At 68.3% G+C, this 22,668-nt stretch carries 19 protein-coding genes; 8 read left to right on the forward strand and 11 right to left on the reverse strand.

Translation table 11 applies throughout. The features are described 5' to 3' along the window. Nucleotides 1–4: 4 nt before the first annotated feature. The 6 genes from BMZ17_RS09590 to BMZ17_RS09615 all read right to left on the reverse strand — a co-directional run bounded on the left by BMZ17_RS09590 (nt 5) and on the right by BMZ17_RS09615 (nt 7,354). Entirely contained in the window at nt 5–2,494 is a 2,490-nt protein-coding gene (locus BMZ17_RS09590; RefSeq protein WP_093138373.1) for a DNA topoisomerase I, read from the reverse strand. A 170-nt stretch (nt 2,495–2,664) separates the two neighbouring features. Continuing rightward, nucleotides 2,665–3,663: an RDD family protein gene (locus BMZ17_RS09595; protein ID WP_093138374.1), complete on the reverse strand. Its 999-nt coding sequence runs from the start codon at nt 3,661–3,663 to the stop codon at nt 2,665–2,667. A 59-nt stretch (nt 3,664–3,722) separates the two neighbouring features. Next, nucleotides 3,723–4,427, reverse strand: a complete 705-nt coding sequence (locus tag BMZ17_RS09600; protein WP_175485543.1) for a GYF domain-containing protein — start codon at nt 4,425–4,427, stop codon at nt 3,723–3,725. A gap of 56 nt (nt 4,428–4,483) precedes the next feature. Next, a complete protein-coding gene (locus BMZ17_RS09605) occupies nt 4,484–4,957 on the reverse strand; it encodes a DUF494 family protein (RefSeq protein WP_093138376.1) in 474 nt (157 codons plus the stop codon). 43 nt (nt 4,958–5,000) lie between these two features. Next, a complete protein-coding gene (gene dprA, locus BMZ17_RS09610; protein WP_093138377.1) occupies nt 5,001–6,128 on the reverse strand; it encodes a DNA-processing protein DprA in 1,128 nt (375 codons plus the stop codon). A 74-nt stretch (nt 6,129–6,202) separates the two neighbouring features. Further along, complete coding sequence (locus tag BMZ17_RS09615) at nt 6,203–7,354, reverse strand: LysM peptidoglycan-binding domain-containing protein (protein WP_093138378.1); 1,152 nt, start codon at nt 7,352–7,354, stop codon at nt 6,203–6,205. 145 nt (nt 7,355–7,499) lie between these two features. Between BMZ17_RS09615 and def the strand changes: the two genes are divergently transcribed. From def to BMZ17_RS09640, 5 genes are all read left to right on the forward strand, one after another. Then, nucleotides 7,500–8,012, forward strand: a complete 513-nt coding sequence (gene def / locus BMZ17_RS09620; RefSeq protein ID WP_093139552.1) for a peptide deformylase — start codon at nt 7,500–7,502, stop codon at nt 8,010–8,012. A gap of 90 nt (nt 8,013–8,102) precedes the next feature. Then, entirely contained in the window at nt 8,103–9,023 is a 921-nt protein-coding gene (fmt, locus tag BMZ17_RS09625) for a methionyl-tRNA formyltransferase (RefSeq protein ID WP_093138379.1), read from the forward strand. Beyond that, complete coding sequence (rsmB, locus tag BMZ17_RS09630) at nt 9,020–10,318, forward strand: 16S rRNA (cytosine(967)-C(5))-methyltransferase RsmB (protein WP_093138380.1); 1,299 nt, start codon at nt 9,020–9,022, stop codon at nt 10,316–10,318. Before fmt ends, rsmB begins: the two co-directional genes overlap by 4 nt. A gap of 65 nt (nt 10,319–10,383) precedes the next feature. Beyond that, entirely contained in the window at nt 10,384–12,111 is a 1,728-nt protein-coding gene (locus BMZ17_RS09635) for an ArnT family glycosyltransferase (protein WP_093138381.1), read from the forward strand. A 41-nt stretch (nt 12,112–12,152) separates the two neighbouring features. Then, on the forward strand, nt 12,153–13,403 hold the full coding sequence (locus BMZ17_RS09640) for an O-antigen ligase family protein (RefSeq protein WP_175485544.1): 1,251 nt from the start codon (nt 12,153–12,155) through the stop codon (nt 13,401–13,403). A gap of 6 nt (nt 13,404–13,409) precedes the next feature. Here the strand turns inward: BMZ17_RS09640 and BMZ17_RS09645 are convergent, their stop codons facing one another. Next, on the reverse strand, nt 13,410–14,219 hold the full coding sequence (locus BMZ17_RS09645; protein ID WP_093138383.1) for a glycosyltransferase family 2 protein: 810 nt from the start codon (nt 14,217–14,219) through the stop codon (nt 13,410–13,412). A 3-nt stretch (nt 14,220–14,222) separates the two neighbouring features. Here BMZ17_RS09645 and BMZ17_RS09650 point away from each other — a divergent pair, with 3 nt between their 5' ends. After that, entirely contained in the window at nt 14,223–15,287 is a 1,065-nt protein-coding gene (locus BMZ17_RS09650) for a CDP-glycerol glycerophosphotransferase family protein (protein ID WP_093138384.1), read from the forward strand. 102 nt (nt 15,288–15,389) lie between these two features. Here BMZ17_RS09650 and BMZ17_RS09655 read toward each other — a convergent pair whose 3' ends face one another. The 4 genes from BMZ17_RS09655 to BMZ17_RS09670 form a co-directional block, all read right to left on the reverse strand. Further along, on the reverse strand, nt 15,390–16,901 hold the full coding sequence (locus BMZ17_RS09655) for a PH domain-containing protein (RefSeq protein WP_093138385.1): 1,512 nt from the start codon (nt 16,899–16,901) through the stop codon (nt 15,390–15,392). Then, nucleotides 16,898–17,329 carry a PH domain-containing protein gene (locus tag BMZ17_RS09660; protein WP_093139555.1) on the reverse strand — a complete coding sequence of 144 codons (432 nt, stop codon included), beginning with the start codon at nt 17,327–17,329 and terminating at the stop codon, nt 16,898–16,900. The genes BMZ17_RS09655 and BMZ17_RS09660 overlap by 4 nt, the downstream gene beginning before the upstream one ends. Nucleotides 17,330–17,611: 282 nt before the next feature. After that, nucleotides 17,612–18,733: a GTP cyclohydrolase II RibA gene (ribA, locus tag BMZ17_RS09665; protein WP_093138386.1), complete on the reverse strand. Its 1,122-nt coding sequence runs from the start codon at nt 18,731–18,733 to the stop codon at nt 17,612–17,614. Between the two features lie 221 nt (nt 18,734–18,954). After that, nucleotides 18,955–19,875: a lauroyl acyltransferase gene (locus BMZ17_RS09670; protein ID WP_093138387.1), complete on the reverse strand. Its 921-nt coding sequence runs from the start codon at nt 19,873–19,875 to the stop codon at nt 18,955–18,957. Between the two features lie 94 nt (nt 19,876–19,969). Here BMZ17_RS09670 and dtd point away from each other — a divergent pair, with 94 nt between their 5' ends. Together dtd and rpoD are read left to right on the forward strand one after the other, a co-directional pair. Continuing rightward, nucleotides 19,970–20,407 carry a D-aminoacyl-tRNA deacylase gene (gene dtd, locus BMZ17_RS09675; protein ID WP_093138388.1) on the forward strand — a complete coding sequence of 146 codons (438 nt, stop codon included), beginning with the start codon at nt 19,970–19,972 and terminating at the stop codon, nt 20,405–20,407. 109 nt (nt 20,408–20,516) lie between these two features. After that, nucleotides 20,517–22,382: an RNA polymerase sigma factor RpoD gene (gene rpoD / locus BMZ17_RS09680; RefSeq protein ID WP_093138389.1), complete on the forward strand. Its 1,866-nt coding sequence runs from the start codon at nt 20,517–20,519 to the stop codon at nt 22,380–22,382. Nucleotides 22,383–22,668 lie beyond the last annotated feature (286 nt).

The raw sequence follows: 22,668 nt of genomic DNA on the forward strand, positions 1-22,668 counted from the left end.
CCGATCAGAACGGCGCGGCGTCCTGGCCGGTCGCCTTCTTGGCCACGGTCTTTTTTGCCGCGGGCTTCTTGGTGGCCTTCTTGGCCGTCTTTTTCGCGGCCTTCTTCACCGCCTTTTTGGCGGCGGGCTTCTTCTCGGCCGGCTCGGCCTTTTTCGCAACCTTCTTGGCCGCGGTCTTCTTGGCGCCGAAGCCCTTGCGCACCGGCTTGCCGGTTTCTTCCAGCAGCTTGATCACCTCGTCGCGGGTCAGCGACGCCGGCTCACGGTCCTTGGGGATCTTGCCGTTGAGCTTGCCGTCGCTGATGTACGGACCGAAGCGGCCGTTGAGCACCTGGATCTCGCTGTCCGGGAATTCCTTGATGACCCGGTTGCGCGCGATCTCTTCCTTCTCTTCGATCAGGAATACGGCGCGGGCCAAGTCGATCGTGTACGGGTCGTCTTCCTTCTTCAGCGAGGCGTAGGTGCTGCCGCGCTTGGCGAAGGGGCCGAAGCGACCGATGCCGACGCTGACGTCCTCGCCCTTGTCCTCGCCCAGCGCGCGTGGCATCAGGAACAGCTCTAGCGCGTCTTCCAGCGAGATGGTGTGCATCGACTGGCCTGGCCGCAGCGAGGCGAACTTGGGCTTATCCTCGGCGTCCTCGGCGGTGCTGCCGATGGCCGCGTACGGCCCGAACCGACCCAGGCGCACGCTCACCGGCTTGCCGGTCTTGGGGTCGGTGCCGAGCTCGCGCGCGCCACTGGCCTCGGCGCGGTCGACCGATTCCTTCTTCTCTTCCACCAGCTGGTTGAACGGGCCCCAGAAACGGGCCATCAGCGGGATCCAGTCTTCTTCGCCACGGCTGACCGCGTCGAGCTCGTCTTCGAGCTTGGCGGTGAAGTCGTAGTCCACGTACTGGGTGAAATGCCCCGACAGGAACTTGCTGACCGCACGGCCGACGTCGGACGGGCGGAAGCTGCGGCCTTCCATCTCCACGTACTTGCGGAAGATCAGGGTCTGGATGATCGAGGCGTAGGTCGAGGGACGGCCGATGCCGTATTCCTCGAGCGTCTTGACCAGCGCCGCTTCGGTGAAGCGCGGCGGTGGCTGGGTGAAATGCTGTTCGGCGATGACGCGGTCCAGCGGCACGGTGTCGCCGGGCTTCATGGCCGGCAGCTTGCGGCCTTCGTCCTCGTCGTCGGCGCCCTTGGTGTCCTTGCCCTCTTCGTACACGGCCAGAAAGCCGGGCACGACCACGGTGGTGCCGCTGGCGCGGAAACTGTGCGCGTTGCCGGCGGCCAGCTCGACGCTGACGGTGTTGAGCGTGGCCGGGATCATCTGGCAGGCCACCGCGCGCTTCCAGATCAGCTCGTACAGGCGGCGCTCGTCGTCGGACAGGAACTTGGCCACCTGCGCCGGCGTGCGCAGCGCGGAGGTCGGGCGCACGGCTTCGTGGGCTTCCTGCGCGTTCTTGGACTTGGTCAGGTAGGTGTTGGGCTGATCGGGCAGCGAGGCGGTGCCATAGTCGCGCGCGATTACGTCGCGGATCTCGCTCAGCGCATCCTGCGACAGGCTCACCGAGTCGGTACGCATGTAGCTGATCAGGCCGACCGCGCCTTCGTCGCCCAGGGTGACGCCTTCATAAAGCTTCTGTGCGACCTGCATGGTCTTGCGCGTGGTGAAGCCGAGCTTGCGCGAGGCTTCCTGCTGCAGCGTGGAAGTGGTGAACGGCGGCGCTGGGCGACGCTTGCGCTCCTTGCTGGCCACATCCGTCACATGCAGCATGCCTTGGGCGGCCTGCTGGATACGCATGCGCGCCGCTTCGGCGGTGTCGCCATCGGTGACGGTGAACTGCTCGAACTTCTGCCCGTCCAGCTTCACCAGCTTGGCGGCGAAGGGCTGCGAGGGATGCGCGCACGCCGCACCGATGGACCAGTACTCGCGGGCGATGAAGGCTTCGATCTCTTCCTCGCGCTCGACGATCATGCGCAGTGCCGGGCTCTGCACGCGGCCGGCAGACAGTCCGCGCTGCACCTTGCGCCACAGCACCGGCGACAGGTTGAAACCCACCAGGTAATCCAGCGCGCGGCGTGCCTGCTGCGCATCGACCAGATCGCCGGCGATGGCGCGCGGCTTGGTCATGGCTTCCTTGATGGCGCGCGGGGTGATCTCGGTGAACACGACCCGGTGCATGGGCTTGTCCTTGATCAGGTTGCGCTCTTTCAGGATCTCGGCGATGTGCCAGCTGATCGCCTCGCCCTCGCGATCCGGGTCGGTCGCCAGATAGATGTCGTCGGCGCCCTTGGCGGCCTTGGCGATGGCTTCGACGTGTTTCTCGTTCTTCTCGATGAGGTCGTAGCGCATCGTGAAGTTGTTGTCGGGGTCGACCGCGCCTTCCTTGGGGATCAGGTCGCGCACATGCCCGTACGAGGCCAGGACGGTGAAGTCCTTGCCGAGGTATTTGTTGATCGTCTTGGCCTTGGCCGGCGATTCGACGATGAGCAGGTGCTTGGGCATTGAATAAGGTGTTCGAGTCGGGCCGCGCGGGGCGGCGAGTGTGCGCCAGTTGGACGGGGGACAGAAGGCGACGCCCGGGCCTTGCGGCGCCGGGCGTTCAGCTTTTCTCTATTTATAGTGGAATCACGCGCCTAGCCCGGCTGTCAAGCGCGGCGTTCAGGCAAGGCCGGTCAGGAGCCGAAGCCGCGCGAGGCCACGGCGGCGATCGCAATGCCCGCCACGACCAAGGCCAGCAGCATCAGGACGCCGAAGATCGCCAGGATCGCGATCGTCACCCCGCCCAGCTCCGGACGCTGCCGTTCGGGCTGGTCGGTGAAGGCCCAGCGGTCCACGACCAGGGTGCCGGAGATCATGTCGTGCAGGGCGCGTTTGCGCTCGGTAAACCCAGCCATGGCGAAGCCGATGCACAGGGTCAGGCTGCTCACGATCATCGCGAAATAGCGGCCAAAGCCCCGCATAAAGCTGATCGATTCACCGTTTGGCGCCACCACCTTGATGCCCACGGCCATCTTGCCGGGCGTTGCCTGGCTGCTGGATGCGTGGAAATAGGCGAAATAGGACGCGCCCAGGATCAGGCTCACGACTTGGGTCACAGCCTGGATGGCGATATAGCTGCCCGAGCCCAAGCCGCCGCTGAGGCCAAATCCGGCCCCCATCACGCCGCCGATGATCGCGCCGACAATGCCGCACGCGAGGCCGGCGATGATCGAATCGATCATGTAGGCCGCCACGCGTTTCCAAAAACCGGCGTAGACCACTTCGCCGCCCAAGACCACCTGGCCATGGCCGATCAGCGCGGCGCTGGGCGCCGAATACGGCGAGTAGTCGGCGGTGCTGGTGCGGGTAGCGGTGAAAGCCTCGGCCTCGCGCTGGGCCTGGTAGCTCGGCTCGCGGGCGGTGAACACGGCGCGTCCATCATCGGCCGTCGCGGTCGCAGGCGCTTCGGGCAACGCGGGATCGGCCGGCGCTGGCGGCGGCGTGACCGGGGCGTCGGCCAGCAGGCCGAGTTCGCCGCTCATCTGCGACAGCGGCTGCCAGTCGGGCATGCCGTCGCGCCAGACCAGCGCGTCCAGCCCGATGCGGCCATCGCGGAACAGTTGCGCCAGCACGGCGCCCTCCATCGGCCCATGACGCTGACGGTCACGGTCGGCGTAATACCAGTTCGACATCCTTTCCCCACGTGTCTGTGAATTCCCGGCGCGACGTTACCCCAGCCGCGCGGGCCGGCCTAGTCCGCGTGGCTGCGACAGCTGGGCGGGAGATATTTGTCGGGCAGTTCCGAGCGGCAAGTCCAGCCGCCGGACAGGCCGGGTTCCAGCGTCAGCCAGAGGCGCTTTCCGTCCAGCGCGCGCTGTTTGGGCTGGCGCAGGACCAGTTCCATGCCGCAGTCGCCGGTCTCCATCGCGCCGAAGGTGATGCGGGCAAGGCCTTGGCGGGCGTAGTCCTCCGGGGCGCGCAAGGCGCCCTGGCCATTGCCCGGGCATTGGCCGGCGGGTTGGCCGATCATCGACATCTGCAGGTGCAGCTTGGCCGGGGAGGCCGCGCCGATTGCCTGCGAGACCATCGCCCGGCGGGTGTAGTCCTGGTAAGCGGGAATGGCAATCGCCGCGAGGATGCCGATGATCGGCACCAGCAATCCCGCGGCCACCAGCGCGACGATCGCGCAGCCCGACAAGCCTCGGCTGCGCGCAGGTTGGGGCGCGGCAATCGGCGTCGCCATGCGAGGGGGCAAAGGCGGGGGCGGCGGTGGAATCGATGTGGGCGCCAGGCCCAGTTCGGCCATGCAGCTGGCGATGGGCTGCCATTGTGGCCAGCCCTCGCGCCAGGCCAGGTGCTGCGGGAGCAGACGGCCGGCGCGGATTTCGGCGACCATCGCCTCGGTGGTCAGCGGACCCTCTGGCGGGCCGCCGTTACTTGTGTACCACTGCGTCAAGACGTTCCTCGGCATCCATGCGGTGCCGGGTTCGGCCGGCGATCAGTCCAGCAACGTCAGTGAACCGGTTCCGGTTCGTCGGCGAACATCTGGGTTTCCATCCAGGCATAAGCCGCTTCGGAGCCGGGCTGGTTGAACAGCACCATCAGCACGACCCACTTGAGGTCGTCCAGGTCCAGTTCGTCCTGGTCCAGGGCCATGGCGCGGTCCAGTACCAGCTCGCGCTGGTCCGCATCCAGGATGCCGTGCTGCTCCAGGAACATCAGGAAACCGCGGCCTTCCACGTCCAGTTTTTCCAGCTCGGGGCCGTGGAAGATGCGGATCGGGCCGTCGACGCGCGGTTCGGTGGCGGCAGGCCGTTGTTCGGCCAGCGCATCGAGCCAGTCGAAGGCTTTATTGATTTCGGTGGGGCTGAAACCGGCCTGGATCAGGCCGTTCTGAAGGGAGTCGCGGTCGCGGACCGGGTCGGCGTCTTCGGTGAAATAGTGTTCAAACAGGTACAGCAGGACGTCCAGGATGCTCTCTTTCATTGCCCTCGGCCTGTGCTTCGCAAGCACTGTGGAGGTGGGAAAACTATGATCTGCGTGAGTAGCGCCCGTGTTCGACCGCCACTCGCCCATCCAGTTCCATGACCAGCAGCATGGAGGACAGTTCGGCGGTCGTCAATCGGGTGCGCGCGACCAAGTCATCCATACCGGTTGGGTCGTGGCCAAGGGCCTTCCACAAGGTCTGGTAGTCCGGGTCCAGCGGCGCAGGCGCCACGCGGGCCTCTGGATGGGGGCGCTGCGGCGCGCTTGCAAGGCGCTGGCGCAGGGCCTGGGCCAGCTCGCCGGCCAGGGTGCCGATCCCGTTGATAATGTCCTGCGGCGTCTCGACCAGGGTGGCGCCGTCGCGGATAAGGCGGTGGCAGCCGCGCGCCATCGGGTTGTGGATCGAGCCGGGCACGGCGAACACTTCGCGCCCGGCCTCGCCGGCCTGGCGGGCCGTGATCAGGGCGCCCGAGCGTTCGGCCGCCTCGATCACCACCGTCCCCAGGCTCAAGCCCGCCAGCAGCCGGTTGCGGCTGGGGAAGTGCGCGGCACGCGCCTCGGTGCCGGGCGGAAATTCGCTGACCACCGCGCCGCGCTCGACCAGTCGCGCGCGCAGCCGTGCATGGCTGGCGGGATAAGCCAGGTCCGGCCCGGTGCCGACGACCGCGACGGTGCGGCCGTCAGGCAAGGCCAGGGCAGCCTCATGCGCCGCGGCATCCACGCCGGTGGCCATGCCGCTGAAGACCACCAGGCCGGCCGAGGCCAGCCCATGGGCGAAGGCGCGGGCATTGTCGCGGCCGCCGGTCGTGGGCACGCGACTGCCGACCACGGCCACACCGGCATGCCAGAGCAGGTCGGCATCGCCTTCGACGAACAGCGCCAGCGGCGGCGACGGAATCTGCCGCAGCAGCGCCGGGTAGTCCGGATGCTGCCAGTGCAATAGATGGTGGGCCGGCCCGTCCAGCCAGGTTTCGCAACGGGCGAACGCTGCCGCGCTGGGCGACTGCAGGCGCGCGCAGCGCTTGTCGTCCAGCCCGGCCGCGCGCCATGCGGAAGCGCCAGCGGCCAGCGCGGCGCGGGCGCTGCCGTGGGTGTCCAGCAGCAGGCGCCGCGGCGCGGTGGCGCCTCCGGCCAGGATCAACAGCAGCAGCGCGTCGGTCTCGTCATCCATGCGAGAAGTGTGGCGGCCAAACGACGACGGCGCCCTCGGGCGCCGTCGTGGTCATGCGTAGGAAAAGCCTGAAGTCAGTGCAGGCTGGCCGTCGCGGTGCTGGCCTGGCCGGCATCGGGATCGCGCAGGAAATAGCCGATGCGCGAGGGTGCCGAGCCTTCCATGATCAGGCCGTAGCTGACCTTCTCGTAGGTCTTGAAGATCATCACGTGCGCCGTGTACTGGTCGGGCAGCTTGTTGCGGCCCTGGCCGGACTTCTTGGTCTCGGCGATGCGCGAGGTCTCGCCCTTGAACGGATCCAGCTTGTAGCTGCCCGGGCGCCAGATCGACAGCACGGTGCCGTTGTCCAGGCCTTCGCGGCTGCCGCCGGAGATCGCGACGACGTCGTGGGCACCGCCGTATTGCATGGCGTCGGCGACCGACATGATGCGGACCTTGCCGTCGACCAGCGGGGTCTTCGGTGAGTGCGGGAAGAACTGCAGGTCGTAGGGCTGGGCCTCGACCGGGATCAGGCGATCACCGGCGCGGACTTCACGGCCGTTGCCTTCCAGCTTGAGCGTGCTGGCGTTGCCATCGGGATCGACGGCGGTGACCGTGCCGATGCTCATCTGCTCCAGCTCGTAACCGAGGAAGTCGCTGTTCTCGTTGGGAACCTCGGTCTGCTTCCACAGGCTGCCTTCGCCACGGGTGTAGTCGCCGCGGGCATCCAGGTCGTAGCTGGGCTTGGGTTCGTCGTAGAGCTTGGTCGGGCGGACGATGGCGTAACGCTGGCCGACCTGTGGCGCTTCCAGGTTCAGGGCGTAGACGTCCTGGTCACCGAAGGCGCGCAGGCGGTCGTCCTGCAGGCCGGCGATGTAAGGCAGCTCCTCGAAGCTGTCCACGATGCGCATGTTGCGCAGGAACGGCTCCACATCGGACAGCGGCACGCCGCTGAGCGGTGCCTCCTGGCGCGGGCCGGGCTGCACGGTGGCCACGCGGTCCAGATACGCCAGGCTGATGATGTCGCCGGGGTAGATCAGGTGCGGATTGGCGATCTGGGGATTGGCCTGCCAGATCTCCGGCCACAGCCACGGCTTCTTGAGGAAGCGCGCGGAGATGTCCCACAGCGTGTCGCCCTTCTTCACCACATAGGTGTCGGGGTGGTTGCCCGCCATTTCCTGTGCGGTCGCATAGGTGGCAAGGGTCAGGAACGCGACAGCCGCAGCTGTACGAAAGTGTTTGAACATGGCGGTATGTACCTGATTCCCCAACAGGCGGTCGCCACTATAGTCCAGAAAAACCCGGGCTATGCAAGCGATCCGATGTGTCGGCTGCGCTACAATGTGCGGTCCGTCGCCGGACCAGAGCCGGCACCTTACCTTGGTGGTCACCATGGCCCTGCTGCCGATTCTTGAATTCCCCGATCCCCGCCTGCGCACCAAGGCGGTGCCGGTCACGGCTGACCAGGTCGCCGAACCGGCGTTCCAGACCCTGCTCGACAGCATGTTCGAGACCATGTACGACGCGCCGGGCATCGGCCTGGCCGCCAGCCAGGTGGACGTCCACCAGCGCTTCATGGTCATCGACGTGAGCGAGGAGAAGAACACCCCGCAGGTGTTCATCAACCCCGAAATCGTCGACAAGACCGGCGAACAGGTCTACCAGGAAGGTTGCCTGTCGGTGCCGGGCATCTTCGCCGACGTGACCCGCGCCGATGCGATCACGGTGAAGTTCATGGACCGCGCCGGTGCGGCCCAGCAACTGCAGGTCGATGGCCTGCTGGCCGTCTGCATCCAGCACGAGATGGATCACCTGGACGGCAAGCTGTTCGTCGATTACCTCTCGCCGCTCAAGCGCGAGATGGTCAAGAAGAAGCTGGCCAAGGCCAAGCGCAACGCGGCCTGATGGCCATGGCCGGCGCGGTTTTGCGCCGCGGCCCTGCGTCGGTGGGTCTGCCGCCGGCGCTTCCCCTCCTGAAGTTTTCGGTCACGCCCCATGAAAATCGTCTTTGCCGGCACGCCTGAGTTCGCCGTGCCGTCGCTGCGCGCGGCCGTGCGCCACAACGAAGTCATCGCCGTCTATACCCAGCCCGACCGCCCGGCCGGGCGCGGGCGCGGGCTGTCGGCCTCGCCGGTCAAGCTGGAGGCGGTCAAGCGCGGCATCCCGGTGCTGCAGCCGGAAACCCTGCGCAACCCCGAGACCCAGGCCGCCCTGCGCGAGATGGCGCCGGACGTGATGATCGTGGTCGCCTACGGGCTGATCCTGCCCAAAGCGGTGCTGCAGATCCCGCGCTATGGCTGCTGGAACGTGCATGCCTCGCTGCTGCCGCGCTGGCGCGGTGCGGCGCCGATCCAGCGTGCGATCGAGTCCGGCGACAGTGAATCGGGCGTCTGCCTGATGCAGATGGAAGCCGGCCTGGATACCGGCCCGGTGATCCTCAAGCAGACCACGCCGATCAACGACACCGATACCGGCGGCCAGCTGCACGACCGCCTGGCCGAGCTTGGCGCGCAGGTGCTGGCCGATGGCCTGGGCCTGCTGCGTGCCGGCATTCGCCCGATCCCCACGCCGCAGCCGGCTGAGGGTGTCACCTACGCCCACAAGCTGGACAAGGCCGAGGCGCGCCTGGACTGGAGCCAGCCGGCCGACCTGCTGGCGCGCAAGGTGCGCGCGTTCGTGCCGTGGCCGATCGCTGAAGCCACGGTGGCCGGCGAGCGCCTGCGCATCCACGGCGCGATCGCGATCGAGCTGCGGCACAACGCCGCGCCGGGCACGCTGCTGATGGCCTCGCGCCAGGGCCTGGACATCGCCTGTGGCGAAGGCGCGCTGCGCCTGCGCGTGGTCCAGCGCGAAGGCGGCAAGGCGATCACCGCGGCTGACTATCTCAACGCGCGCCGCGACCTGGTCAGCGCATGAGCACCACCCAGGCCGGCGTGGTCGTGCGGGTGATGGCGGCGCGCGTGCTGGATGCGGTGCTGCATCGCGGCCGTTCGCTCAAGGGCGAGCTGGCCACCGCGCTGCCGCAGTTGGCCGACGTGCGCGACCGCGCGCTGCTGGAGGCGATCTGCTTCACCGCGCTGCGCCGCCGCGGTGCCTATAACGCTGCGCTCGAAAGCTGGATGACCCGGCCGCTCGGCCCGCGCGAAGGTGACCTGCGCGCGCTGCTGCTGGCTGGCCTGGCCCAGCTGGATGCGCTGGAACTGCCGCCGCACGCCGCGCTGTCGGCCACGGTCGAAGCCGCGCGCACGCTCGGTCGCCCGCACCAGGCCGGCATGGTCAACGCGCTGCTGCGCCGCGCCCAGCGCGAAGGCGTGCCCGAGGGCGATCCGGCCCAGGTCTGGCCGGCCTGGCTGCGCACGCGCCTACGCGCCGACTGGCCCGAACAGGCCGCGGCGATCTTCGCCGCCAGCGCCCAGGCCGCGCCGCTGTGGCTGCGGGTCAATCCGCAGCTGGGGACGCGCGAGATCTATCTGGCCGAACTGGCCCAGGCAGGCATCGACGCCCAGCCCAGCGAAGTCCTGCGAGACGCGCTGCAGCTGGCCGAATCAGTGCCGATGTCGGCGCTGCCGGGCTTTGCCGAAGGCGCCGCCTCGGTGCAGGACGGCTCGGCCCAGCAGGTCGCGGATCTGTTCGACCTCAAGCCCGGCGCGCGGGTGCTGGACGCCTGCGCCGCGCCCGGCGGCAAGTCCGCCCATCTGCTCGAACGCTTTCCCGGCCTGGCCCTGACCGCAATGGATGTCGACGCGCGACGCCTGCGCCAGGTCACCCAGACCCTGGAGCGCGTTGGCGTGCAGGCGACCTTGCTGGCGGCTGACGCCTCGGATCTGGACGCGTGGTGGGACGGCACGCCGTTCGACGCAGTGCTGCTGGACGCGCCGTGTTCGGCCACCGGGATCGTGCGCCGCCAGCCCGATGTGCTGCTGCACCGGCGCGAAGACGACATCGTCGCGCTGACCGCCTTGCAGGCGCGCCTGCTGGACGCGGCCTGGACGGTGCTCAAGCCCGGCGGCGTGCTGGTCTATGCGACCTGCTCGCTGCTGGCCGACGAGAACGCGCGTCAGATCGACGCGTTCCTGGCGCGGCATCCCGAGGCGCAGCCCGATGATCCGGGCGCGGCGTTCGGCCATGCCAGCGGCGTCGGCCGCCAGCGCCTGACCGGCGAGGACGGCATGGACGGCTTTTTCTACGCACGCCTGCGCAAGCCTGGCTGAGGCAAAGTGCTTCCCGTTGCGCAAGACAACGGGCTTCCGACATTCCATCGCTATCATTTTGCGCCATGCGCCCAATGACCTTCGCCCGCACCCGTTCCCTCGATACCTGGCTGCTCTTCATCACCGCGCTGCTGGTGATCGGCGCGGGCATCGGCCTGCGCGATCCGTGGCCGGCCGACGAGCCGCGCTTCACGCTGGTGGCCAAGCAGATGGTGGAGAGCGGCAACTGGCTGTTCCCGCATCGCGGCGTGGAGCTGTATTCGGACAAGCCGCCGATGCTGATGTGGCTGGAAGGCCTGTTCTTCCTGATCACCGGCAACTGGCGGGTGGCGTTCCTGATGCCGTCGCTGGTGGCCACGCTGGGCGCGATCTGGTGCGTGAAGGACCTGGGCCAGCGGCTGTGGACGGGCAAGGTCGGCCTGTATGCGGGCTGGGCGCTGCTGTTCGCCTTCCAGTTCACCTACCAGGCCAAGCGCGCGCAGATCGACGCGCTGGTGCTGGGCATGATCACCCTGGCCAACTACGGCCTGATCCGGCACCTGATCAAGGGCCCGGACTGGAAGATGTGGGTCATGGGCTGGTTCTTCGCCGGCCTGGGCACGATCACCAAGGGCGTGGGCTTCCTGGCGCTGTTGATGATCCTGCCGGCAGCGGTGGCCTCGGTGCGCGGCTGGCCGGGCGTGAAGGTGTGGGCGGGCGATCGCCGCTTCTGGCTGGGGCCGCTGGCCTTTCTGGTGGCGGTCTCGATCTGGCTGGTGCCGATGGTGGCCACGGTGCTGCTGTCGGGCGATCCGGAGCACCGTGCGTACCTGGACGACATCCTGTTCCGGCAGACGGCCAAGCGTTACGCGCGGTCCTGGGACCATCCGCAGCCGGTCTGGTATTTCCTGACGGTGCTGGCGATGTGGGCGCCGGCGATCCTGGCGCTGCCGTGGGCGATCGCGCCGTGGGCGCGCCGGCTACGGCTGCGGCACGACCCGCGCTACCTGCTGCCGATCGCGTGGTGGCTGCTCGTGATGGTGTTTTTCTCCATCCCGCACGGCAAGCGCGATGTCTACATCATGCCGGCGCTGCCGATGCTGTGCCTGGCGCTGGCGCCGCTGCTGCCGGGCATCCTGCGCCTGCGCCTGCCGCGCGCGGTGCTGTATGCCTTTGCCGGATTTCTGGTGATGGTCACGCTGGGCCTGGGCGTGACGATGCTGACCGGCGAGCCGTCGTTCGAGCGCAAGCTGCATGTCGAACGCGGCCTGGACAATTCGATCACCGACACCCTGGCCTGGGTGCTGGTGACGATCGGCACCTGGGGGTTGGGCAGCCTGCTCTGGTTCCGGCGTCGGCCGCTCCAGGCATTGCTGTCGATCCTGGGCGCGTTGTGGGTGCTCTACGGCATCACGCTGGCGCCGCTGATCAACGATTCCAGCTCCGCGCGCGGGGTGATGCACGAAGTCGCCCGGCGGATCGGCCCGCAGGCCGAACTGGGCCTGGTCGCCTGGAAGGAACAGAACCTGTTGATGACCCAATCGCGGACCACGACCTTCGGCTTCAAGATGACCTGGAAAGAACAGCTGCAGCGCGGCCTAGCCTGGCAGGCCCAGGCCCAGCAGGCGCGCTGGCTGCTGGTGCAGGACGTGGCGCTGCCGACCTGCGTGGACCGCGCCGTGGCCCAGCAGGTGGCCAATTCCAACCGTCGCGGCTGGTGGCTGGTGCCGATGGCTGCGCGTGTGGGCTGCCCGGCCTCGCCACCGGTCCCGGCCGACGATGCGGCGCGTGCCGCACAGGTGGAAGACGAGTGAGCCTGCGTTCGGGTTGTGCGGTGTAAATAGTCCCGATGCTCGTGCACGACGACAGGATGTTCCTGGACCAGCCTTTCCCCGACACGTTGCGGCTGCGTGCCGCGCGCGCGTGCTACACGCTGGCGCTGGTGCTGCTGCCGGCGTGCATGATCGCCACGCCGTGGGGCCTGACCCCGGCCGCCTGTTGTTCACTGCTGGCCGCGTTGCTGGCGCCGGATCGCATCTGGCAGGCGCGCAAGGCCGCCGGCTGGCCCCTGCTGGCAATGCTGCTGGCGGTGCTGTTCGTGGTGGCGGTAGTGAGTTTTTCGGTGCTGGTCCACCACGACACTTGGAAAGACGCCGGCGACCGTGGTCGGGTGCTGATGATCCCGGTCGCCACGCTGATGGTGCTGGGCTTCGCGCCGCCGCGCGCAGCGCTCTGGGCGGGCGCGGTGCTGGGGTTGATCGGCGCGGGCATCGTGGCGGTCGTGCAGACCCTGCAGCATCTGCCGCGCGCCGATGGCTGGAACAACGCCATCACCTTCGCCGACATGGCGGTGCTGCTGCTGGCGCTGGTGGTGTTCCTGCGGCCTTCGGGCCGGTTCGTGATCACGGTGGTCGCCACCTGCGCAGGGTTGGTGGCCATCGGCCTGAGCGGCACGCGCGGGGCCTGGCCGGCGGCGGCGCTGGTGATGATCATCGCGCTGTTCGTGCGCGCCACCAGCGGGCGCGGGCATCGGTTCGAAGCTTGGACGCTGGCGTTGTTGGCGGTAGTGGCTTTCGCGGTGGTCCTGCCGCAGGTGCAGCAGCGGGTGGAAGCGCTGCAGGTGGACATCCTGCGCTACGCAGCCGGCGACCCGGATTCGTCCTCGGGCGCGCGGATCGAACTATTCGGCCTGGCCCGGGACGAGCTGGAGGCCCGGCCCTGGACCGGTGCCGGCGTGGGCCGTTTCGAGCGCGTGGTCCAGGCCGCGCCGCAGTGTCAGGTCCCGGCCCCTGATGGTTGGTGCAAGCTCGGCCACGCGCACAGCGACGTGCCCGAATGGGGCGCGACGATGGGCATTCCCGGGCTGATCGCACTGCTGGTGCTGTATGGCGTGCCGGCCTGGCTGTTCGCCCGCCAGGTGCTGGTGCGGCCATTCCCGCGGCGTTCGCGCAGCGCGGCGCTGGCCGGGCTGGCGGTGGTGATCGTGTTCGTGTTGTGCGGGTTGAGCCAGTCGATGTGGGCGCACCAGCTCAGCGGTGGCAGCTTCCTGACGCTGGTCGGCATCCTGCTGGGTTTCAGCCTGCGCGAAGACCCGCACAAACCCTGATCCGCGTCAGCTTTTGCGCGGCGGGTCCTGTACTGGCTGGCCGTGTTGCAGCAGCCACAGCATGATCGCCTTCTGGCGCACGTAGTTGGCCCGCACGTAGGCATAGACCAGGCCGCGCCAGCCATCGAGGAAACCCAGCCTGAACACGTAGCCGCGCCAGAAGCGCCACGCTGGTGACACCACCAATTTGCCGAACGAGGCCCGCTTGCCGCGCGCGAATTCGTGCTGCGCCATCATCAGGGCATAGCGCTGGGTCTTGGCCAGCTGCTGTTCCAGCGAGCGATACGGGAAGTGGACCAGGTCGCCGGCCAGCGTCTGGAGCGCGCCATCGACGCTGGCGGCTTCATGAATCTCGCGCGTGCCGCGCCAGCCGCCGCGACACCGGTCGAACAGGCGCAGCACGCGGTCCGGATATGCGTTGCCGTGGCGCAGGAACTTGCCGAAATAATCCGAGAGCCGGTTGAAGCGATAGCCCGCCGCGTCGGCAAAGCCCCTGTCGCGCGCGGCCAGGATCGCCAAGCGCAGCGCCTCATCCACGCGCTCGTCGGCATCCAGGCACAGCACCCAGTCGTGTGAGGCGCTTTGCACGGCGAAATCCTTCTGGCTGCGATAGCCATCGAAGGCGCGCTGCAGCACGCGTGCACCCTTGGCCTGCGCGATCTGTAGCGTCGTATCGGTCGAGCCCGAGTCCACCACCACGCATTCATCGCAGAACGCCAGCGAGTCCAGGCAGTCGCCGATGCGGTCGGCTTCGTTGAACGCGATAATGCAAGCCGAAATGCGCGGCCGTGGGTCGTGTGCGGACGTGGAGGACATGGCGTGGGCGATTACCTGCTGTTTGCGACCGAACGGTACGCGCTGCCTATTCTGGCGCCTCTGGCCCAGGCACTGCACGCCTCTGGCCAGTCCGTCAGCGCCTGGTTCGAGGGCAATGCGCGCGGGCTGGAGACGCAGGTGGCGCCGTACGTGCGGCAGGTGAACCTCAAACAGGCCGTAGCGCTGAAGCCGCGCGCGGTGTTCAGCGCGGCCAACTGGGTGCCGCCGTTCGTGTCCGGCGCCAAGGTGCAGCTGTTCCATGGCTTCAACGTGGAGAAGCGTGCCGATACGCGCGGGCACTTCCGCGTGCGCGGGCTGTTCGACCTGTATTGCACGCAGGGGCCGGCCACGACCGCGCCGTTCCGCGAACTGGCCCAGCGCGAAGGCCACTTCGCCGTGGTCCAGACCGGCTGGCCGAAGCTGGATCCGCTGTTTCGCGACGATGGTGGCGCCAGTGCGGCGCTGCGTGCGTCGGCGGCGGGTCGTTCGGTGATCCTGTTCGGGTCGACCTTCACCGAGCGCCTCAGCGCTGCGCCGCTGCTGATCGATCAGATTGCCGCCGACATCGCCCGCGGCGATCGCTACTGGCTGCTGACCCTGCATCCCAAGTGTCCGCCGGACCTGTTCGACCGTTATCGCGCGCTGGCCGGGCCGAACGCGACCTTCGTCGAACCCGAGCAGGTGATGGCCGCGCAGCGTGCGGCGGACGTGCTGTTGTCGGACACGTCCTCGATCGTCTCGGAGTTCATCGTCCAGCACAAACCGGTAGTGACCTTCCGCAATCGCGCGCCCAAACCGCACATGCTGGATTTCGACGAGGCCGATGCGCTGCCGCAGCAGCTGGCGCGCGCGCTGGCGCCTGAGCCTGCGCTGATGGAAGAGATCGTGCGCTATGCCGATTCGATCCATCCCGATCGCGATGGACAGTCGTCCGAGCGGGTGATCGCGGCGACTGAGGATTTCGTCGCTGGCGAGTTGGGCGTGCTGAAGCCCAAGCCGTTCGGCGCACGTTTCCGTGCGTTGCAGATCCGCAAGGAGCTGGGGTACTGGGGACTGGGCGCGCGCTGACCGAAGCCCGCTGCCCGTGTGGGAGCCGCTTCAGCGGCGATGTGGTCTTCCCAGTAAAGCCATCGCCGCTGAAGCGGCTCCTACAACCGCGGTTTGCCGCGCTTACCAGCGCAGCTGGCGGCGGGCCAGGGTGCGGGTGAGCTGTTCGTGCAAGGCGCGCGCCTGTGCCGTGGGCACAAAGCGCAGTGTCATGCGCGGCCCGTCGCCGAAGGCACCGGCCGTATCCAGCAGCAGGGTCGCGGTATCGCACCACCGGTCCAGCGGCGAACGGCTCAGGCGCAGCGCCTGCAGCTTGTCCACTTCGGCAAAGCGCCACCAGCGCGTCCACCAGCCGCCGCGCACGGTGACCAAGCGCGCATCCACGCTCCAGCCCATGCGCCGCACCTGGCGATGGGCCTTGAACGCCGACCACGGCAGCCACAGCAACACCAGCAGACTGGGTGCGCCGAGCCACGGCCACAGCGCGGCTGCCAGGCCTGCCAGCCAGAACACCGGCCACAAGCACAGCCGCCACCAGTGCCGGCTCGGCACCGCATGCCATTGCGACGGCGGCCATTGCACACCGGGGAGCACGTGCTGGACCAGGGCATCGCAGGTGTCGGGCGTAGCCAGCGGCACCAGTTCGCGGATCGACTTGTCCTGCTCGCCATGCGACTCGGCCACGGCGGTATCGATGCGCAGGCTGCGGCGCTTGAAGGCGCGATGCAGCACGCCTTCGCGCAACGTCCACGACTGGATCCGCCGCCGCGCCGCGCTGGTGCGCATACGCGTCAGCAGGCCGCGTTCGACGGTGAGGCGGCGGTCGGTCTCGCTCAGCCGGAATCCGTGGTACTGCACCACGGCCAGCACGATCGACAGCACTCGCAGCAGCGCGATCGCCCAGAGCAGCAGGCTGGCGGCGGTGATTGCCCACGACAGCCAGCCCATGTGCAGGTGGCTGGTGTACCCCAGTACCTGCCGGCCGTAGTCCTCGAGGGCGTTGGCGACCATCTTCTGCGGGAACATCTGGTAGGCCGCGCCGGCGGTGGCGGCCATCACGATCATGCCGCGGTTGGAGATCAGTCCCAGGCGCACGATTTCGCCCAGTGGCAATGTCAGCAGCGTGTTGCTGTCGCTGGCTTCGGTGGCGTGTTCCGGCGTGGCCTGGCCGCGATGGCGCACCAGCTGTTCAAGCGCCAGCGCCTGGTCCAGGCGCAGCACGCGCATCTGTGCTTCGGGCTTGGTGCCGCCGGCCGATTCCAGGCGCAGCTCGGCCACGCCGAAGAGCCGGTGCAGCAGCGACTGGTGGACCACCACGTTATGGATGCGGGCGAACGGGATCTCGCGCCGGCTGCGGTTGAACAGCCCGCTGCGGATGCTCAGACCCTCGCTGCCGATGCGATAGCGATAGGTCAGGTAGCGCATCACTGAAATGCCGACCAGAATCGCCATCACCACGGCGGTGGCGATGTTGTCGTAGTAATCGCGCTCGCCATCGCGTCCGCCGAATACCACCAGCACGATCAGCGGCAGCAGGAACTGCTTGAGCTGCTGCAGCAGCACGAACAGCCACGACCACGGATGCAGGCGCTGGTCGTTCGCCGACGCGGAGCTGGCCTCGCTGGTTGAACTCACAGCGCGTCGTCGTCGCGGTCGAGCTGGTGGGCGAGGCGGTCGCGCAGGCGTTCGGCATCGCGCTGGTCCAGCCCGGAGACCGAGACCGCGTTGAGGCGCGTGCCGGCGGTGTGGACGACCAGCGTGGACAGGCCGGCGGCGCGTTCCAGCGGGCCGCGGCGCACATCGAGGTGCTGCACGCGCGAGATCGGGACGTGGGTTTCGCTCTGCCAGAGCCGGCCCTGCATCAGCGCGAAGCCCTGAGCGTCCAGGCGCCAGCGCGTGTAGCGATGGCGGCGATAGGCGATCACCGCTGTCACCAGCGCCAACACCAAGATCGCCGCGGCGATCCAGCCCCAGGGCAGCGCGACATGCCAGGCCAGGCGCGCGACCACGCTCGCGACCAGCAGCGCGCAGAGCGTGCCCAGGAATGCGCCGGCCGCGGCCATCTTGGCCCCGCGCGGTGGCAGCTGCTGCCAGCCTTCGGGCAATCCGCTCGGCAGTGGCGGAGGCGCCGGGCTGAAGGCCTCAGTGGAAGCGGGACGGTCGTCGGGCGTGGGGGAGTCGTGCAACGCGAGGGCCTGCTGGAAACGGTGCGGAAGCGACCGCGGCGTCAGGCGCCCGCCGATGCCATGCACCGGCCGGCGCTCCCGGTCCGGTCATCGGCGGGGAGCCTATCACTGCAGTGGCGGTGGCTTCGGCGATGACGCGACCGTCACCGCAACGGCGCGCTACGAGAGCGAGGCGATCAGCGCGTCCACGTCCAGCGCATGGCCGGCGCGGGCCGCCTTGGTGCGCAGGTAGGCCTCGTTGTCGGCGGTAATGCGGCCGGTCACCGGCACGCGTTCGATCACCGCCACGCCAGCCGTGCGCAGGCGGTCGACCTTTTCCGGGTTGTTGCTGAGCAGGCGCACCTGGCTGATCCCCAGGCCGCGCAGCATCGCGGCGGCGCCGTCGTAGCGGCGCTCGTCCGGGCCGAAGCCCAGCAGCGCATCGGCGTCGATGGTGTCCAGGCCGTCGTGCTGGTAGCCGTAGGCGCGCATCTTGGCGGCGATGCCGGTGCCGCGGCCTTCCTGGTCCATGTACAGCAGCACGCCTCCGCCCAGTTCGGCCAGCTTGTGCAGGCCGTTGCGCAGCTGGTCGCCGCAGTCGCACTTGAGCGAGCCGAACAGGTCGCCGGTCAGGCACGACGAATGCACGCGCACCGGTACCGGCTGGCTGAAGTCCGGGGTGCCGATCACGATGGCGACCTGGTCGCGCTGGGCCACGCCGCCGCGGAACACCACGAACTGCGCATCGCCGAACTCACGCAACGGCACGTGGGTGCGCGCCACCAGTTCCCAGCCCTGGCCGGCGTGGGCCGCGCCCTGGGCGAGCTGGTCCAGCGAGATCCGCGCGCAGCCATCGAAGGGCGAGGCGTCGCCGACGATGTCGTGCACCAGCAGCGCGGGCAGCAGCAGCCCCAGGCGCGCCAGCTGCAGGCCGCCGGCATCGCGCTCGGTGCCGCGCGACCACGCGCCGGCGTGCGGCGCGGCTACCGGCAGGTGGCTCAGTGCGGCAAGTGCATCGAAGGCATGCCCGGCCAGGTCGAGCCGGGCGCCGCGCGGCGCGGCCAGGCCGAGCAGGCGCGCGCGGGTCGGGGTCAGGCTCAGGGCAAAATCGCCGCCGGCCGCGTCGCCGAAGGCGGCATAGGTCGCCGGCGTCGCGCCGTCGACGGCCAGCAGCGCCGTGCGGCTGCCGCTGGCGTCATCGACCACCACCGGCCGGCCGCTGCGCAACTCGGCCGCGGCTCGCTCGCAGGCAACGGCGGCCGGGTGTCCAAACAGGGCGATGGCGGAATCGGGAGCGGTCATGGGCATGCGGCAACGGCGTCAGCGACGGGAAAGTCCTGCGCGCCAGGCACGCAAGGATCAGATGGAGACGAAGGACGGCGATCTCCAGCCGGCACCCATCGCATCCGTGCAGCGTGGGCAGGCTGGCATTTTCGCCGATTCACTTGGCCCGCGACGAGGTCGCTGGCGGAACGGAGCGGCCTTGCGGTGGCCCGTCGTTGCGCCAGTAATGCGGATTGCCCTCAGTGCGGGTGCTTGGCGGTCCAGTAAGGATCGGTCTCGCCACTTTCCGGCGGGCGCAGGGTGTAGCGCTTGTAGGTCCACTGGTACTGGGCCGGATCGCGCCGGGCGACGCGCTCGATCTGGGCGTTGAGCAGGGCGGTGCCGGCGACCGGATCCTTGTCATCGATCCCGGGCGGAGTCGGTTCGACATGCAGGGCGAAGTCCAGCCCCGAGCCGGCGCGCTCGCACCAGCCCAGCAGCACGATCGCGCCGGTGCGCTCGGCCAGGCGGTTGACCAAGGTCATGGTCAGCGCCTCCTTGCCGAAGAACGGGGCGAACACCCCATCGCCGGCCTTGGGTTGCTGGTCTGGCAGGATCCCGACCGCGCCGCCCTCTTTGAGCACCTTGAACAGCTGGCGTACGGCCGGGCCTTCGGCGCGGACCTGGCGGATGTTCTCCGCGCCGCGCACGCGCTGCAGGAAGGCATCGCCTACGTCGGACGACGGCGGTTTGTAGACGATGGCGATGTCCCCGCGCGAGGCCAGCCACTGGTTCAGCAGCTCCCAGTTGCCGAAGTGCGGCGCGGCCACGATCACGCCGCGGCCGGACTTGAGCGCCGCGTCGTACAGGTCCTGGCCGTGGCGCTGGCGCAGGTGGCGTTCCAGGTTCTGCGCGTGCGGCCGGGTCCAGAAGTACAGGGTTTCCAGCGCCTGCCGCGCGGTGCCGCGCAGGATCCGCCGATGCAGGTCGGCGCGCTGGCTGGGTAGCAGCTCGGGGTAGGCCAGTTCCAGGTTGCGGCGGGTGACCCGGCTTTCGCGGGCGTCCAGCCTGCCCCAGGTCCAGGCCAGCGCATCGCCGAAGCGGCTCAGCAGCGGCCAGGGCAGGGACGTGAAGGCGGCGGCCATGCGGAACAGCCCTTCGGCCAGGGATTGCGGTTTCATCCGGCCAGTCTATCGGCTGGCCCTGCGGCATGGCATTGCAAAGCACCGCGGCGGTCCGCACCTTGACGGGCCCTGCCAGACACGGAGCCGCCCCATGCTGTCGCTGATCCAGCGCGTCACCCGCGCCTGCGTCGTCGTGGACGGCGAAACCGTCGGCGCGATCGGCCCCGGCCTGCTCGCCCTGGTCGGCCTGGAGCCTGAGGACGGCCCGTCCCAGATCGCACGCATGGCCGAGCGGCTGCTGGGCTACCGGGTCTTCAGCGACGAGGCCGGCAAGATGAATCGCTCTCTGGCCGACACCGGCGGCGGCCTGCTGCTGGTCAGCCAGTTCACCCTGGCCGCCGATACGCGCTCGGGGATGCGGCCCAGCTTCACGACCGCGGCGGCCCCGGATCAGGCTGAACGTGGGTTCAACCAGCTGGTGGAAATCTGCCGCCAGCGCCATCCGGGGGTGGAAACCGGCCGGTTCGGCGCCCACATGGTGGTGGACCTGGTCAACGATGGACCAGTGACTTTCCTGCTGCGGAGCTGAACTTCGCGCAAAAAAGCAAAAACTGAACGCCACGCGGCCAGACTGGACACCCTCCGGCTGGTATAATACGTGGTTCTCCTGACCTTTATTTTAGGCGGCGCAAGCACTCATGGCCAACGAACGTCCTGCCCAGGCATCCGACATCAAGCTGTTGATCAGCAAGGGCCTTGAACAAGGCTATCTGACCTATGCCGAGGTCAACGATCACCTGCCCGACGACATGGTCGATCCGGAGCAGATCGAAGACATCATCGGCATGATCAACGGCATGGGCATTGCTGTCCATGAAGTCGCACCGGATGCTGAAACCCTGCTGCTGGCCGGCGAAGCCTCCGGCAACCGCGAAGTCGACGAAACGGCGGCCGAAGAAGCCGCCGCTGCGCTGACCTCGCTGGATACCGAAGGCGGCCGCACCACTGACCCGGTGCGCATGTACATGCGCGAGATGGGCACGGTCGAGCTGCTGACCCGCGAAGGCGAAATCGCCATCGCCAAGCGCATCGAGGAAGGCCTGGGCCAGGTCCAGGCGTCGCTTGGCCTGATGCCGTCGATCGTCGAGCTGGTGCTGGAAGACTACGAACTGCACAAGGCCGGCAAGAAGCGCCTGGCCGAAGTGATCGTGGGCTTCAACGACCAAGTCGACGAGCCGGAACCGGCGCCTGCCGCTGCTGCGGATGACTCCAGCGATGACGCCGACACCGAAGGTGACGAAGACGACGGTGACGACGATTCGGCCGAGGAAGAAGCCGGCCCGACCGGTCCTGACCCGGAAGAAGTCGCCCGCCGCATGGACGTGCTGTCCACGGCGCTGGCCAAGTTCAAGAAGGGCTACGCCAAGAATGGCGCGGTCGACAACAAGGCCAACAACAAGCTGCGCGTCGAGATGGCCGAGACCTTCGTGACGCTCAAGCTGCCGCTGGCGCTGACCGACACGCTGGTGCGCACCGTGCGCGAGGTGTTGCAGCAGATCAAGGACCAGGAGCGCCGCGTGCTGCACCTGTCCACCGTCACTGCACGCATGCCGCGCAAGGACTTCATCCGTTCGTGGGAAGGCAACCAGACCAACCTGGAATGGGTCGACGAAGCCCTCAAGCGCAAGCAGAAGTGGTCTTCGGGCCTGCGTGAGGTCAAGGACCAGATCATCGCCGAGCAGGAAGCCACCATCGAGGTCGAAAAGTCCCTGATGCTGATCCTGGCCGACCTGAAGGACATCAGCCGCCAGATGGCCTACGGCGAAGCCAAGGCGCGCAAGGCCAAGAAGGAAATGGTCGAGGCCAACCTGCGCCTGGTGATCTCCATCGCCAAGAAGTACACCAACCGCGGCCTGCAGTTCCTCGACCTGATCCAGGAAGGCAACATCGGCCTGATGAAGGCGGTGGACAAGTTCGAATACCGCCGCGGCTACAAGTTCTCGACCTATGCCACCTGGTGGATCCGCCAGGCGATCACCCGCTCGATCGCCGACCAGGCGCGCACCATCCGTATCCCGGTGCACATGATCGAGACGATCAACAAGCTCAACCGCATTTCCCGCCAGATGCTCCAGCAGTACGGCCGCGAGGCCACGCCGGAGGAGCTGGCCAAGGAAATGGACATGCCGGAAGACAAGATCCGCAAGGTCATGAAGATCGCCAAGGAGCCGATCTCCATGGAAACCCCGATCGGCGACGACGAGGATTCGCACCTGGGCGATTTCATCGAGGACACCAACGTGGAGTCCCCGGTGGAGAACACCACCAACATCAACCTGATGGAGACGGTGCGCGACGTGCTCGCGGGTCTGACCCCGAGGGAAGCTAAGGTGCTGCGCATGCGCTTCGGCATCGACATGAATACCGACCACACCCTTGAGGAAGTCGGCAAGCAGTTCGATGTGACCCGCGAGCGCATCCGCCAGATCGAGGCCAAGGCGCTGCGCAAGCTGCGTCACCCCTCGCGTTCGGAAACGCTGCGCAGCTTCCTGGACATCGACTGATCCAGCGGCGCCCGCGGGCGCATGCAGGACCTGGCACGGGCCCGCCATTGGCGGGCCCGTTGCGTTTGTGGCGGCCCGTGTCCTGGCGCTAACGAATCGTCGATTACCATCCGGTCGGGTGCCCCCACCGCCCTTCAGGAGACTGCGTGTCTTGCAGACCGGCCTTCCATGACGCTGCGGTGCTCCGCGCGTCGCCCCGATCTTTTCCCGCTTCGCCCCGCCGGCCGTTGCCGCGGGCGCGGACGCAATGCAATCGCGCCATGCAGGCCGCCGGCCTGCGCCTGTA

The sequence above is a fragment of the Pseudoxanthomonas sp. GM95 genome (genome assembly GCF_900109775.1).
Classification (GTDB): domain Bacteria; phylum Pseudomonadota; class Gammaproteobacteria; order Xanthomonadales; family Xanthomonadaceae; genus Pseudoxanthomonas_A.